Below are 12,300 nucleotides of genomic sequence, written 5' to 3' on the forward strand. Positions count from 1 at the left end.
GATCGCTCGGGCCCGCGGATCGCTCGGCCTACCTGCGGATCGCTCGGCCTAGTGGATCGTGAGGCCGCCTCCGGCGACCACCTCGTCCAGATCCGTCGCGTCGAGATCCACACCGTCCAGGCCCGCCAGCGCCACCGGGATCGCCCGCTCGTCGCCCGGGGCCGCCGGGTCGAACCAGATCACCGCGCGATCGCCGGGGCGCGGCGGGGCGGCCCGGTCGAAGAGCCCGGTCTTGGTCACCCAGCGGTCGGTTCCCCTGTGATCGGTGAACTTCACGACGAAGCGGACCTGCGGCCGGCCCATGACCTCGATCCCGGTCGCGGCGGCCTCGGTGACCTCGCCCCGAGTGCGCCGCCCCGTCGCGAGGATCTCCCTGGTACGCGCCTCGCGACGCCGCCGGACCCGCTCGTACAGCAGCGAGAGGACGATCCGCAGGACGGCGACGCACAGCAGCAGCGCGGGAACCCAGTACCGCGAGGTCCACGCCAGCCAGGCCGCCGCGCCCCACTCCTCGCCCGGCAGCCCGGTCGCGTCCACGAAGACGCCGGGCTCCGGGGCGGGCGTCCAGAACGAGCGCGCGCCGAAGAAGAAGCCGAGGGAGATGCCCACGGCGACGACCGCCGTCGAGAGGGCCCCCTGAAGGTTCAGCCCGATCCGGGCGGCCAGCCGTCCCCTCGGCCCCAGGCCGCTGAGCACCCCGGCGAACGCGCCGGCAAAGGTCGCCCAGAAGAACCCCGGCAGGTCGTTGGCCGGCTCCGTGTCCTCGGTGAGATAGCCGGTGCCCACCGGGTAGGCGGCCATGTCGGCGATCCCCACCCCGAACAGGCACCAGGCCCCGCCGAAGACCAGCAGCCCCAGCACCGTACCGAGGCCGAGGGCCGGGCCCCGGCCCCCGTCCCGGCCCCGGATCCGGCCCCGGCTCCGGCTCCGGCTCCGGCTCCGGGCGAGCTCTCGTCTCCGCCGCTCGGCGGCCGGATCGACCGTGCTCATATCTGCCCCCTGCGCACTCGTCCTCCCGGCGGACCGGAGCGAAGTACCGGGAATCATAGGACGGTTGACTCCTCCGCGACCCGATGCAGTCTTGCGCGCGCGGCGCACGGGCTGCTGCCATAGCGGCACGGTCGGCGCTGCTGCGGGAGGGGTCCGGGTGGAAGAGCTGAGGGTCACCTCGTGGCAGCGATTCGGACATGACCGGCTCTATGTGAATCTTCCGGACGGCACCACGGTCGCCTGGGCCGACTGCTCCAAGGGCGAGGTCACCTTTCTGCGGCCGAGCTACCGCGACGCGGTCTTCGACGCCCTCGCCCGGCACACCCCGGGCGACCCACCCGAGCACCCGGCCGCCGCCCCCCGTTCCCCGGTACCGGCACTGCCGCCGCTGACCCCGGAGGACGACCTCAGCTCCCGCCGGCCCGGCACCGCGCTGCGCGAACTGCTCGACGATTCCGGCCCCGGGCTGCTGGAGCGCCTCCTCGACCGGGTGCTCCGGCGCGGCTCGGACTGGGACTCCTGGCGTCAGGGCCTGATCGGCGAGCGCCGGGTCGGAGCCGAGCTGAACCGGCTGACCCGGCACGGCTGGCATGTGCTGCACTCGGTGCCGCTCCCGCGCGACGTCGACATCGACCATCTGCTGATCGGTCCCGGCGGGGTCTTCTGCGTCAACACCAAGCACCACGAGCGGAAGTCCGTCTGGGTCGGCGATCACACCGTGAAGGTCGACAACGGCCCGCCCCGCCCCCATCTGGTGAAGAGCCGCACCGAGGCCCGCCGGGTCCGCGCCGTCCTGGAGCGGTTCTGCCCCTTCGACGTCCCCGTCCAGCCGGTCCTCGTCTTCGTCGGCGTCACCCGGCTCGAGGTCGCCGCCCCCGATCTCGACGTCCGCGTCTACCAGGAACGCCAGGTCGCCGCCCTGGGCCCGCTGTCCGGCGCGCTCACCGCCGCCCAGGTCGAGCGGGTCTTCGACGTGGCCCGCGACCGGCGCGTCTGGCTGGACGCCTGACGCCCGCCCGCGCCGGGGCATCCTTGCCCCATGACGACTCAGGGGGACATGGTCGAGCGGTTGCGCCCGCTGGTCGAGGCCTGCCAGGACCGCGAGCAGGGAGCCGTACGGTTCCGTCCGGCCACCTGGCGACCCTGGCTGGAACCCCACGGCGCGACCCGCGTCCTCTCCGCCGGAACCCCCGCCCCCGGCTTCCCCGCCGGGGACCGCCTCATCACCCGCATGGATCTGGCCACCCTGCGCGACCGCGCCGACGACTGCCCCGACGGCCTCCGCGACCTCTTCACCGCCACCATGATCTGGGGCTCCGGCACCAGCAACGGCCGCGGCCCCCGCCACACCGCCGCCGCCCTCTCCGACCCCCGGCTCCCCCTCGCCCTCCGCACCACCCGCGACGCCGTCCGGGCCGGAGAGCTGCGCCGGGCCTACGAACGCTTCGCCGTCCGAGGCGTCGGCCGCTCCTTCTTCACCAAGTGGTTCGCCGCCGCGGACGACCGGGACGCCGCCTCCCCCCGCGCCCTCATCCTCGACGACCGCGTCCTCCGCTCCCTCAACCGCCTCGGCTGGTCCAGCGCGACAGCGGCCGGAAGCCGCCGCCGATCCCTCCGGTACGTCACCTACGTACAGTCCATGCACGCCTGGGCCGAGCCCCTGTCCCTGGACGCCTCCCGGCTCGAATGGATCATGTTCGAACTGAACGGGCAGGTGAACGCGGGGACCGGGTCACCCACCGCTCGATCCGCCGGCCATAACCCGTCAGAGTGAATTCACGCCACCACCGCGCCCAGCGCCGATACCCTGCGCGGGACATGACCGACTTTGCCGACGAAGCCCGTTCCCGAGCAGCCCACTTACTCCGCATGGCCCGCACCGACGACGCCCTCCAACGCGCCCGCATCATCGCCTACGCCGCCAGCACCCCCGACCCTCCCCTCATGGGCCCCCAAGGCATCCACACCACCGGCTGCCCGGCATGCGCGGGCACCATGTGGCTCCAGCGCGAGATCCGCGTCTGCGCCTCCTGCGGGCACATCGAAGACAAATGATCTGCCCCCGCTGCGGACTCCCCCACCCCCGCGAAGACACCACCGGCCTCCAAACCGTCCTCGCCGCCCTCGACCACGTCCTCGACACCCTCCACCCCACCCGCGCCGCCGACCGCCACATCACCCGAGCCCTGGAGGCCCAGATGGGACAGACCATCCAGACCCGCGGCTGCCCCAAATGCGGCGGCACCATGTACCGCACCATCGACACCGACCCCGACGGCAACCAGACCGGCGCCCCCCAGTACGTCTGCTCCAACCACACCTGCGGCACGGTCGAATGACCCTCTCCCCCAGCCCGTGGACACCGCCCCGGTCGATGTCGGAAACGGATGCCGAGGGCCCTCCGTGATGATCACGTGGGGATGTGGACTCCCTGTGGATTCCGGGCATGGGAAAGGCCCCCCGATCGTGATCGATCGAGAGGCCGAAACAGGCTCTCACCTGAGATTTCTCCATGGTGGGCGCGGACGGTTTCGAACCGCCGACATCTGCTTTGTAAGTTCGCCCGGAAGCCGTCCCCCAGCGTCCGGGCGCAGGTCGGGGTTCCACTGCCGACCGCTCCCCACCGCCCGGATCCGCTGCCGTTGATGTCAACCGTGGATGTCAGATTCGCCCTCCGACCAGGCCGCCGCTACCGGCTGATGGGAATCTCGTAAACGATCTCGCACAGTGAGGCGGGCACGACGATGTCCGCCGTCTCCACGGGCCGGCCCTGGTCGCTGTAGTACGTCCGCCGGATGTGCGTGACGAGCGAGCCCTTCTGGATCCCGAGCAGCGACGCCTCCTCGGCGGTCGCCCGCCTCGGCTCCGGCTGCTCGACGGCATGGCTGACCGTAATGCCGATCTCGGCCATCCGGTTCACCACTCCCGCCCCGGCGTGCGGCCCGCCCTCGGGGAGTACGACAACGGTGCCGGCGGTGAGTTCGTACGGCTCCCAGCTCGTCGACAGCTGCACGGGCCTGCCGTCGGCGAGGAACTCGTACACGGTCCGGACGGCCAGGTCGCCGTCGGCGACGCCGAGACGCGCCGCGATTTCCGCCGGAGCCGGGACCTTGGCCTCGGTCCGGCTCTCCCAGTCCCCCTGCTTCCCCAGGGTCCTCATGTCGGCCCGGAACGGGGATCCCTCGCCGTGTTCGCGCGCCGATGAACGAACCACTCGTACGCGCTGCCCCGGCTCGGCGACATACGTGCCGGAGCCCGCGCGGCCCTCCAGTAGTCCCTGGGAGATCAGCAGCTCCTGAGCCCTGCGGACCACGTTCTCGCCGACGCCGCACTCCTGGGCGATCTGGGCGCGGGAGGGCAGCCGATCGCCCGGTGTCCACTCCTGCTCCGCGATCCGCTGTCGAAGGACATCCGCGATGCGGAGATAAGGCGGCTGCTCAGGCATGTAGAAAATCTAGTCCACTAGCTCTAATCTAGTTAACTAGCTTCACGCAATGTGATCACCTGGCAACGGAGGCTCCCCTGTGCCCGCTTCGGCACCCAGCGCGGAGGACATCGCCGCCCGGCTGTCCGCCCTCGGACTGACCACACGCGTGGAGGAACACACCCGCCGCACCACGATCGAAGCGGAGGTACCGGAATCCCTCCCGGCCGAGACATGGCGGGAGGCCCTGGAAGTGGTGGCGGAGGCCGACCGATTCGGCCTTCTCGCCAGCGACGTGCACGGCCGCACCTTATGGGCCGCCGTACACAAAGCGGTCCCCGCGACGGGCGACGTCCGGGGACCTGGCCGTCAGCGATAGGAGCTGATCAGCATGCTCAACCGTATCCGCCGCGCCATCTCACGCACCAGAGAACGACACCTCCCGAAAGGCCGGCACCGCCGCTCCGCAACACCCGTCCGGCCCGCGTTCCCTCGCCTCGACCTCCGCGACCGGCCGACGCCGCCCACGGGGTGGTACCGGGACCGCACGGATGTCCTCATCGGCGAAGAGGTCGAACTCATCCGCCCGTACGTCCTCACGAGCGAAGAGCGCGCCCGCACCCGGCAACGCTCGGCCCCGCACACCTGGCTCGCCCCTGCGGAGGCCCTCTGATGCCGCTGCCCCGCGTGACCCACGCCGCCGTCTCCTACCAGTCGAGCGCCTGCCTCATCGGCACTCATGAGGGCTGCACTCACTCCGCCCCCGTCGCGTCGCCGGCCGACATCCCCGTGGTCTACGAGTCCTGCGCCTGCCCCTGCCACCCGGCCGACGCCCCTCGCCCCACGCACGCCGAGAAGCGGTGACCCACCCCGTGCCCTCTCACCGCCACACCATCGCCGACGACCTCCGCACCCAGATCACCACCGGCCGCCTCAAGCCCGGCGAACGCCTCCCGGCGGAGACCCAACTCGCCACCCACTACTCGGTGAGCACCCCGACCCTGCGCAACGCCCTCGCCCTCCTCCAGGCCGAAGGACTCGTGAACAAGATCCACGGCAAGGGCAACTTCGTCCGCCACTCCCTCCGCCACATCACCTACCTCGGCGGCAGCCGCACAACCCTCGCCCAGTTCCCCAGCGATCCGGCCCTCCGCGTCAGCGTCCACACCATCAACCGCCTGGCGCAGGGGCACCTGGCCACCCTGCTGAAGGTCTCGGCCCGCAGCCCCCTGACCGAATTCCGCCGTATCGCCTACGAGGGCCAGTCGCCGCGCAGCCTGACCCGCATCTACGTCCCACGCGACCTTCCGCCGCCCAAGTACGAGGAGCTGGCCGAGATCCAGGAAACGGTCACCGCCCGTGTCCCCACGCCAGAAGAAGCCTCAACCCTTCGCATCAGCCCGGTCCTGCCGGTCCTCTCCATCACCCGAGTAACCACCGCCCCCACCGGCCGCGTGACCGAAGCCGCCCTCCTGACCCTCCCCGGCAACCGCGCCCACGCCATCTTCACCACCCACCCCACCACCACAGAAAGCAGGCCCGCAGGATGACCGCCCACCACGAACTCCGCCTCCTCCCCTGGTCGGGCCCCGACGGTCAGCCCTGCTACCTGAGCGCCGACGACACCGACAGCTACCTGTCCCGCCTCGCCGACAACACCGAAGCGGTCCAGCTCGGCCTGGCGGCCGAACTCCTTGAGCACGCGTCAATCGTGCTCCGAGACAAGGACGCGGAGCCGGACGAACTCCGGGCGCTGGTAACGGACCTGACCGGGGCGCTGCGGGACGGGCTCCGGGTGGCGAAGAGTCGGGGACATCGCTTGCCGACACCGGATCTCGCCGGCCCTGACCAGGACGACGAGGGGCCGCAGCTACCGGTTGCGATCTTCGACTAGCAGCACCACAAAACCAGCGAAAGAGGAGCCCCAGACTGGGTCTGGGGCTCCTCTGCTGGCGCTCGGCAGCGAGAACACGACCGCTTGGATCTGCGGCTAACTCGCTTGTGATTGCCGTCCATACCCCTTCGACCGCTTCGTCCCGAAGCAACTCGGGCACCGGTGCCGCCTTGAGCCGGTCCGGCTCTGAACAGCGCTGATGGTCCGCTGGAGTTCGCGCTCGTCCGCCGTTGTTCGTCGGCGTTGTCACGCAGTTAGACGCTCATCGCCGCCCTCAACGCCGGTACAGGCCGCAGCGGTCCGGACGACGCCGCTGCAGCAGTGAGGATCAGCGAACGAGTGCGCTTGCGGTGCGGCCGTGGGGGCCATGAGCACAAACCCCTTCTGATCCGTAGTTCTAGCCGGTTCGGTCAGTGATGGCCTCGGCGACCAGGTCCGTGATGGCTTGCTGGTCTTCCGCGTAGACCTACCGCGCCCTCGTCCAGCAGTACGGACATGTGTTGCACCCGGATCTGAGCCAACCGACCAATGGCTTCACGGCTGACGTTTGGTACGACGATTGCGGTATCAGCTAGATGAGCATTTTGGACTGCCTGTCTGATCGCCGTAACCGCAGATCACGCAACCGCACGCGATCGAGCCGTCGCCGAGCGTACAAGTGGCCTACCCAGGCTGGAGGTTTCCTGGGGAGATGTGGTGTTCGTGTGGGTGCTGGATTGGGAGATGCAGACCGCCAAGAAGGGACTGAAGTGAACACGAATGGTCACGGCGGCGGGCAGCCCGCGCCTAACGGGGCGTGAGCAACTGTCAGTGCTGAGGGCTAGCTTGTTGCGTGCCGTGTCCTGAGCCTCCAGGCCCGAGACACGGCCGCAGCGCACGAACGTAAGAAGGGGGAGTTGCTATGACAGCACTGGAAAACAAGCTGGGACGCTACGCGGCGCCGTCCAGTGATACCGAACAAGAGAAGCAAGAACGAGCTGAGCGCATGGTGCGCAAGGCCGTCGAAGGGTGGAGTGGATTTGACGGTGTCGGCATCAGATTCTTGCCGAAGGGATCGTACAAGAACAACACCAATGTCCGCGCCGACAGTGACGTCGATATTGCTGTGATCCATAAGGGATTCCATTATCTAAACGATGACGCGTTGCGTCCTTCGGACAAGATCGTGCGGCATCCCCTCACCAGCAAGCGCTACGAGGGAGCTGATTTCCGTGCGGAGCTTGAGGCGGCAATGCGCAACGCATATGGCAGTGACTGTGATACGTCAGGCTCTACGGCCATCGAGATTGCCGAAAACGGCGGTCGCGTGAAAGCTGACGTCGTGCCGTCCTTCGAGCATCGGAAGTACTACTACGATGCACAGGGAAGAGTTCGATACTTCGAGGGCACCACAACTCGGCGCACGAACGGCGAGTGGGTAATCAACTATCCCGAACAACAGTATGGCAACGGGGTGGAGAAGAACGAGCGAGGCACGGGCCGCCGTTACAAGCGCATGACGCGCATCCTAAAGCGCGTAGAAAATGACCTAGTTGCTGCGGGCAAAATTGAAGCTTTGCCGAGCTACTTCATGGAGTGCCTCGTCTACTGCGTACCTAATGACCGTTTCAATCACGGCGGACTTACACCGTTGACAGACGACATTACAGCGGTGATCGCGCATATATGGAGCCAGACGAAACCTCACGGCCTCGCCAAGGATTGGTACGAGCCGAATGGTATCAAGCCTCTGTTCGGCCCGGGACAGAAGTGGTCCATGGACGACGCTCACACCCTCGCGTTGGAGACCTGGCAGAATCTGGGGCTCAAGTAATGGAGAACATTAAGGCTCGCATTGGTATCGGTATCGCAGCACTAGTATGGCTAGTGCTCGCGCTGCTTGCCGGCCAGGGTTTCTCGCAAGTACCACTGCGCATTTACGCCATTGCCGGAACGACCGCCGCCCTAGCGTTTGCCTTGTGGGAGCGATACATCTGGAAGTGGAAAATTGTGCGATACTTTACGGGGGTGCCATTGATTTCCGGAACATGGCGTGGCGAGCTGGTTTCTTCTTACGTGCATCCGGATGGTTCGAACGTGCCACCGATTCCTACGGCTATTTATGTCTCACAGTCGGCGTCCAAGTGGACGGTAACACTCTTCACCGGAGAGTCGAAGTCGATTTCTGAGCACGCCAATCTCATTCATGATCCCGACGGCCGTTGGCGGTTGAGTTGGCAGTACGTCAATACCCCTCGGCCTGGCGTGCGTGACCGCAGCGAGCGCCACAAGGGGGCTGCTGAAGTTTATATCGGTGCGCAGCTCGGGGAGGGGCTGGAAGGTGCATACTTCACTGACCGTCGCACGGATGGCGAGTTGCGGTTTGCTGAATGGTCTCCAGTCCGCTATAGCAGTGCCGACTCAGCCTTTTCGGCTGATGGCTTCAACCACACGAGCCCTTTTGTGGGTGACAAATAAGGGTCGCCATGAGTGAGCGCGTCATCGAACAATTCATGTGGGGCTTCCAGGATATCTTTCGATCTTCGGTCGAACTCGAGGCGGAGCGCGCATTCGAGGAGATCGGGTTTAAGGCGTATGGTCGCTGCATCCTCGTTGGATTTGAGGTGACTGACGGACACAGGTTTCCGATCTGCGTAGAGCAGGGAGATGGTCTCTACAAGGCAGAGGATTTCTCTGACGTGCAGCGGCTCGCGGTTGAGAAGTACAGAAATAATCCCGAGAGCAGCGTTCTACATAGCCATCCGAGGGTGCGCAAGCTCCGCCAGGAGTCTCTGATGAACCGGATGCGGGCAGAGGTTCTCGAAGAAACCCTAGGGTCATTGGAAGGGCAATCTGAGCGAGTCTTTTTCGCTAGTAACTCTGTGCAAGTCGGTGACTATGATGTGCACGTAATTATTGGAACCGAAAAGCAGGCGATTGCTCGCGTGCCGCAGATTTCCACTACCATGAGTGATCGAATGCCAGTGCTTCAATCACTCGTCCACGCAGTTATCTGGGAGATTCTCGGGCGAGCGGCGAAAGCCTTGTATTTGCCGGAGGCCGGTGCCGGTCTGAGTGTCTTGGGTGCGAGTACAGGTGAGATCGTGCGAACAGCCACAGAACACATGTTGCGCACTATCATGTATTGCATACACTATTGGTTTGCGAGTGACTTTCACTTGCTCATGAATCAGCTTTCGGCGCTGCCGTATGAAGGTCGTGAAGGTGCCGGACGCTTGGTGCTGGCTAAAGCGGATAATCCAGCCATTGATGTAAGTGTGAAGTTGGCCAGTCCAGTCAACAGTCGCAATACACTCGCTATCCGCAAACTACTGGAAGGGGGTGGGCCAACCGCTGACGTACTTTCGGATGGAGAGAGAATTTACGGGCTCGGAACAGTGCGCGCTGACTATGACCCCACTACCGAGTCAGTCTTCAGCGTTAGGTTCTTGAGGCGGGGTTACTGGGAGTTTTTGCATGCCGGCACAGCTTTGCTCGCTGTCCGTGACGGAATTCCAAGTTTGCCGCAGTATGTACTCGATGAGAGATATTTCCTTGACCTATGCGATCGGCTCTTTGCTGACTCAGATGGCGACGTTTTGGTGCAGGCAGCTCGTGCCATTGGTAAACACCGCCATGGCGCGATGCTTGTAATCTCTGCAGACGCAGAAGAGGAAGCAGAGCGACTGTCTCCCCAGTCATGGGCGGTCGAGCCGTCTCTGCTCTCACCGAGCTTGCTTACACAGCTCACAGACATGGATGGCGCTGTACTGCTTGACCCTCAGGGAAATTGTCATGCGATCGGTGTGATCCTTGACGGTGCAGCCAAGGGTGAAGGCGATCCTGCTCGGGGAAGTCGACTTAATAACGCAGTGCGCTATCTTGGTAGCGGCCGAGCGGCAACTATCGTGGTGGTATACAGCGCCGATGGCGGGATTGATGTTTTGCCGCATCTTCACCGTCGCGTTCTGAAAAGCGAAGTTAATGGGGCTGTAGCCGCTTACCTTGCTCTGGCGCTACGGTCCCCTCCCGAGCTGGAGCGGATTAACCGACTCTGGGACACCGTGAAAGCTTTCCGGTTTTATCTCTCTGCTGAGCAGTGCAACGCTCTTAATGATGCTCGCGAAGCGATTGAGGAATGGCGCATGAAGGCCATGCGGATGAGGATCGAAGAAACTCTACTAATCCCCGATCCTAAGATGGACGCAAGCTATTGGCTCAAGGAGAACGAGTAGGTCCCGGACTTCGCCCCGGCCAGACTTATGTTCGCGAGCGTGGTAAATAGGTCGGCGTAGCGGCTTTGGGGTGGCGCTGCTTTGGCGCGAGTGATCATGGCCCCGTAAGCTTCCGGCGCGTCGGGCAGTCTGTGGACCTGCCCGGTAAAGCACGACGTTGGGGCCATGATCTTCGAGGCTCGCGCCAAAGTGGCTCCGTAAAGCCGTGGAGCCGACCAACCCGGCCACAGAGGGTTTCTCCCCCGTTCATGCGTTCCGTCGCCCTGCGCGGCTGGCGTAGCCGGGCCCGGAGCGGGTCGGAGACAGGAGCGTCGGGCCCGGCGGGGAGCCGGGGCCGCGTGCGGGGAGCGGAGCGAGCCGCCTTGATGGAGTAGGGAAAGTCTTACCGCGCTGGCCTCTTGGGGTGGGGGCTCACCTCACTGCTGTGCGATCAGCCGTCGCCCGTCGTGGCTGCGGACATGGGGCCCGTTCCCGTCGAGTGCGTCCAGCATCCTGATCGCGTAGACCTCGGCCATGCGCTCCTCGACCTCCGCCGGGGTGAGCCAGTCGACCGCGGTGGACTCGTCCGAGGTCCGCTCGGTTCCGCCGGAGGGCTTGCAGCGGAAGACCAGGGCGACGATGCCGCGCGTGGTGTTCTTGTAGACGCCGGTCAGTTCGTCGACCTCGACGTGGATGCCGGTCTCTTCCAGGACTTCGCGGGCGACGCCGGCTTCGGGGGCTTCGGTGAGTTCGAGGATGCCGCCCGGGAGTTCCCAGGTTCCGTTGTCGGCTCGGCGGATGGCGAGGAGGCAGCCGTCGTCGCGGACCACTGCTCCGGCCACGGACACGGAGTGCAGTGGCGTTGACTGGGGTTCGCGGACGCTGTTACTCATGTAGAGGAGCATAGGAGAGTGGGAAAGACTGTGGGGACTCCGGTGGGAGGCGGTAGGGCGGTACCTCGGTACGTTCAGATCGCGGACGAGATTGTTCAGCAGATCAGGGCGGGGGTGCTCAAGGCCGGGGACATGGTGCCCAGTGAGTCGGAGCTGGTCGAGCGGTACGGCGTCGCGGGTGGCACGATCCGGAAGGCCATGGTCGAGGTACGGGCGAGTGGGCTCGTGGAGACTCGGCACGGCAAGGGGTCGATCGTGAAGGATCGGCCGCCGGTGCGGCTGCGGGCCTCGGATCGGTTTCGGGCGTCGCACAGGCGGGGTGGCAAGGCGGCGTACCTGGCGGAGTCAGAGCAGTCGGGTGCCACGGCCAAGGTGAGCGTGCTGTACATCGGGCCGGTCGAAGCGCCGGCGGCCATCGCGGAGCGGCTCGACGTCGAGGTGGGTACGCAGGTGCTCGCGCGGCGGCGGCTGTACTTCCGGAACGGGACTCCGGTGGAGACGGCGTCTTCGTATCTGCCGTGGGACGTGGTCAAGGACATCCCCGAGCTGTTCGCGGAGAACCCGGGGCCCGGTGGCATCTATGCCCGGCTCGAAGGGCACGGTCACACCTTCGCGGAGTTCGTGGAGACGCTCCAGGCACGGTCGGCCACGAAGGCGGAGGCGTCGGAGCTGGCGCTGAGCCCGGGTGCGCCGGTGATTCATCTGCTGCGGAACGCGGTGACGGAGGAGGGGAGGGTCGTGGAGGTCTGCGACACCCTCATGGCCGCTGACCAGTTCGTTTTCCAGTACAGGATCCCCGCGACCGACTGACGCTCGCTCAACTCCCCACAGCCCGCCGCAGGTTCTTCTTCGCGGCGGGTTGACTCATGCACAGGAGTCAGGCACTCTTCTTCATGTCACTCATGT

At 65.9% G+C, this 12,300-nt stretch carries 16 protein-coding genes; 13 read left to right on the forward strand and 3 right to left on the reverse strand.

All coding sequences use genetic code 11. The annotated features are described in order from the left end of the window. Positions 1 to 48 precede the first annotated feature (48 nt). The gene (locus ABD371_RS23595; protein WP_344479890.1) at positions 49 to 990 is read right to left on the reverse strand and encodes a DUF3592 domain-containing protein; all 942 of its coding nucleotides are present in this window, start codon (positions 988 to 990) and stop codon (positions 49 to 51) included. Positions 991 to 1,147: 157 nt separating this feature from the next. Here ABD371_RS23595 and ABD371_RS23600 point away from each other — a divergent pair, with 157 nt between their 5' ends. The 4 genes from ABD371_RS23600 (at position 1,148) to ABD371_RS23615 (ending at position 3,329) form a co-directional block, all read left to right on the forward strand. Further along, a complete protein-coding gene (locus ABD371_RS23600; RefSeq protein WP_344479892.1) occupies positions 1,148 to 1,999 on the forward strand; it encodes a nuclease-related domain-containing protein in 852 nt (283 codons plus the stop codon). Positions 2,000 to 2,029: 30 nt separating this feature from the next. Further along, positions 2,030 to 2,764, forward strand: a complete 735-nt coding sequence (locus ABD371_RS23605; protein ID WP_344479894.1) for an 8-oxoguanine DNA glycosylase OGG fold protein — start codon at positions 2,030 to 2,032, stop codon at positions 2,762 to 2,764. Positions 2,765 to 2,859: 95 nt separating this feature from the next. Then, positions 2,860 to 3,045 carry a hypothetical protein gene (locus tag ABD371_RS23610; RefSeq protein ID WP_344479896.1) on the forward strand — a complete coding sequence of 62 codons (186 nt, stop codon included), beginning with the start codon at positions 2,860 to 2,862 and terminating at the stop codon, positions 3,043 to 3,045. After that, positions 3,042 to 3,329 carry a hypothetical protein gene (locus tag ABD371_RS23615; protein ID WP_344479898.1) on the forward strand — a complete coding sequence of 96 codons (288 nt, stop codon included), beginning with the start codon at positions 3,042 to 3,044 and terminating at the stop codon, positions 3,327 to 3,329. The genes ABD371_RS23610 and ABD371_RS23615 overlap by 4 nt, the downstream gene beginning before the upstream one ends. 350 nt (positions 3,330 to 3,679) lie before the next feature. On the opposite strand, the gene ABD371_RS23620 is transcribed toward ABD371_RS23615, so the two are convergent. Continuing rightward, entirely contained in the window at positions 3,680 to 4,435 is a 756-nt protein-coding gene (locus ABD371_RS23620; RefSeq protein ID WP_344479900.1) for a GntR family transcriptional regulator, read from the reverse strand. A gap of 79 nt (positions 4,436 to 4,514) precedes the next feature. On the opposite strand from ABD371_RS23620, the gene ABD371_RS23625 reads away from it, so the two are divergent. From ABD371_RS23625 to ABD371_RS23660, 8 genes are all read left to right on the forward strand, one after another. After that, complete coding sequence (locus ABD371_RS23625) at positions 4,515 to 4,793, forward strand: hypothetical protein (RefSeq protein ID WP_344479901.1); 279 nt, start codon at positions 4,515 to 4,517, stop codon at positions 4,791 to 4,793. A 12-nt stretch (positions 4,794 to 4,805) separates the two neighbouring features. Next, on the forward strand, positions 4,806 to 5,087 hold the full coding sequence (locus ABD371_RS23630) for a hypothetical protein (RefSeq protein ID WP_344479903.1): 282 nt from the start codon (positions 4,806 to 4,808) through the stop codon (positions 5,085 to 5,087). Continuing rightward, positions 5,087 to 5,278, forward strand: coding sequence for a hypothetical protein (locus ABD371_RS23635; RefSeq protein WP_344479905.1), 192 nt, complete (start codon positions 5,087 to 5,089; stop codon positions 5,276 to 5,278). Before ABD371_RS23630 ends, ABD371_RS23635 begins: the two co-directional genes overlap by 1 nt. An 8-nt stretch (positions 5,279 to 5,286) precedes the next feature. Continuing rightward, positions 5,287 to 5,964 carry a GntR family transcriptional regulator gene (locus ABD371_RS23640; protein ID WP_344479907.1) on the forward strand — a complete coding sequence of 226 codons (678 nt, stop codon included), beginning with the start codon at positions 5,287 to 5,289 and terminating at the stop codon, positions 5,962 to 5,964. Next, positions 5,961 to 6,308 (forward strand): hypothetical protein, encoded by a 348-nt coding sequence (locus tag ABD371_RS23645; protein WP_344479908.1) that lies wholly within the window; start codon positions 5,961 to 5,963, stop codon positions 6,306 to 6,308. Before ABD371_RS23640 ends, ABD371_RS23645 begins: the two co-directional genes overlap by 4 nt. A 901-nt stretch (positions 6,309 to 7,209) precedes the next feature. Beyond that, the gene (locus tag ABD371_RS23650; RefSeq protein WP_344479910.1) at positions 7,210 to 8,121 is read left to right on the forward strand and encodes a nucleotidyltransferase domain-containing protein; all 912 of its coding nucleotides are present in this window, start codon (positions 7,210 to 7,212) and stop codon (positions 8,119 to 8,121) included. Then, on the forward strand, positions 8,121 to 8,765 hold the full coding sequence (locus ABD371_RS23655; protein ID WP_344479912.1) for a Cap15 family cyclic dinucleotide receptor domain-containing protein: 645 nt from the start codon (positions 8,121 to 8,123) through the stop codon (positions 8,763 to 8,765). Before ABD371_RS23650 ends, ABD371_RS23655 begins: the two co-directional genes overlap by 1 nt. A gap of 8 nt (positions 8,766 to 8,773) precedes the next feature. Next, entirely contained in the window at positions 8,774 to 10,522 is a 1,749-nt protein-coding gene (locus ABD371_RS23660) for an anti-phage protein (RefSeq protein ID WP_344479914.1), read from the forward strand. Positions 10,523 to 10,938: 416 nt separating this feature from the next. On the opposite strand, the gene ABD371_RS23665 is transcribed toward ABD371_RS23660, so the two are convergent. Beyond that, on the reverse strand, positions 10,939 to 11,406 hold the full coding sequence (locus ABD371_RS23665; protein WP_344479916.1) for an NUDIX hydrolase: 468 nt from the start codon (positions 11,404 to 11,406) through the stop codon (positions 10,939 to 10,941). 18 nt (positions 11,407 to 11,424) lie between these two features. Between ABD371_RS23665 and ABD371_RS23670 the strand changes: the two genes are divergently transcribed. Beyond that, a complete protein-coding gene (locus ABD371_RS23670) occupies positions 11,425 to 12,204 on the forward strand; it encodes a GntR family transcriptional regulator (protein ID WP_344480031.1) in 780 nt (259 codons plus the stop codon). The last annotated feature ends 96 nt before the right edge of the window (positions 12,205 to 12,300 follow it).

This window comes from Streptomyces amakusaensis, from assembly GCF_039532665.1.
Lineage (GTDB): Bacteria > Actinomycetota > Actinomycetes > Streptomycetales > Streptomycetaceae > Streptomyces > Streptomyces amakusaensis.

What these genes read in the sequence shown, in the direction of transcription:
- ABD371_RS23595 (WP_344479890.1), bottom strand. Translation starts at nt 990, where the DNA reads ATGAGCACGGTCGATCCGGCCGCCGAGCGGCGGAGACGAGAGCTCGCC.
- ABD371_RS23605 (WP_344479894.1), top strand. Translation starts at nt 2,030, where the DNA reads ATGACGACTCAGGGGGACATGGTCGAGCGGTTGCGCCCGCTGGTCGAG.
- ABD371_RS23610 (WP_344479896.1), top strand. Translation starts at nt 2,860, where the DNA reads ATGGCCCGCACCGACGACGCCCTCCAACGCGCCCGCATCATCGCCTAC.
- ABD371_RS23615 (WP_344479898.1), top strand. Translation starts at nt 3,042, where the DNA reads ATGATCTGCCCCCGCTGCGGACTCCCCCACCCCCGCGAAGACACCACC.
- ABD371_RS23620 (WP_344479900.1), bottom strand. Translation starts at nt 4,435, where the DNA reads ATGCCTGAGCAGCCGCCTTATCTCCGCATCGCGGATGTCCTTCGACAG.
- ABD371_RS23630 (WP_344479903.1), top strand. Translation starts at nt 4,806, where the DNA reads ATGCTCAACCGTATCCGCCGCGCCATCTCACGCACCAGAGAACGACAC.
- ABD371_RS23635 (WP_344479905.1), top strand. Translation starts at nt 5,087, where the DNA reads ATGCCGCTGCCCCGCGTGACCCACGCCGCCGTCTCCTACCAGTCGAGC.
- ABD371_RS23645 (WP_344479908.1), top strand. Translation starts at nt 5,961, where the DNA reads ATGACCGCCCACCACGAACTCCGCCTCCTCCCCTGGTCGGGCCCCGAC.
- ABD371_RS23650 (WP_344479910.1), top strand. Translation starts at nt 7,210, where the DNA reads ATGACAGCACTGGAAAACAAGCTGGGACGCTACGCGGCGCCGTCCAGT.
- ABD371_RS23655 (WP_344479912.1), top strand. Translation starts at nt 8,121, where the DNA reads ATGGAGAACATTAAGGCTCGCATTGGTATCGGTATCGCAGCACTAGTA.
- ABD371_RS23660 (WP_344479914.1), top strand. Translation starts at nt 8,774, where the DNA reads ATGAGTGAGCGCGTCATCGAACAATTCATGTGGGGCTTCCAGGATATC.
- ABD371_RS23665 (WP_344479916.1), bottom strand. Translation starts at nt 11,406, where the DNA reads ATGCTCCTCTACATGAGTAACAGCGTCCGCGAACCCCAGTCAACGCCA.